This is a genomic window from Siccibacter turicensis LMG 23730 (assembly GCF_000463155.2).
Lineage (GTDB): Bacteria > Pseudomonadota > Gammaproteobacteria > Enterobacterales > Enterobacteriaceae > Siccibacter > Siccibacter turicensis.
In genome coordinates, this window is record NZ_AWFZ01000026.1 from 1 (window position 1) to 256 (window position 256).

Sequence of the window (256 nt, forward strand, 5' to 3'; positions counted from 1 at the left end):
ACGCATCACTGGTGTTCGGGTTGTCATGCCAATGGCATTGCCCGGTAGCTAAATGCGGAAGAGATAAGTGCTGAAAGCATCTAAGCACGAAACTTGCCCCGAGATGAGTTCTCCCTGAGACTATAAGTCTCCTGAAGGAACGTTGAAGACGACGACGTTGATAGGCCGGGTGTGTAAGCGCAGCGATGCGTTGAGCTAACCGGTACTAATGAACCGTGAGGCTTAACCTTACAACGCCGAAGGTGTTTTGGTGTTG

1 rRNA gene is annotated in these 256 nt (G+C 50.8%); it reads left to right on the top strand.

The window, feature by feature from the left end:
• A 23S ribosomal RNA gene (locus DW58_RS04435) occupies positions 1-230 on the top strand; the annotation flags it as partial.
• Positions 231-256 lie beyond the last annotated feature (26 nt).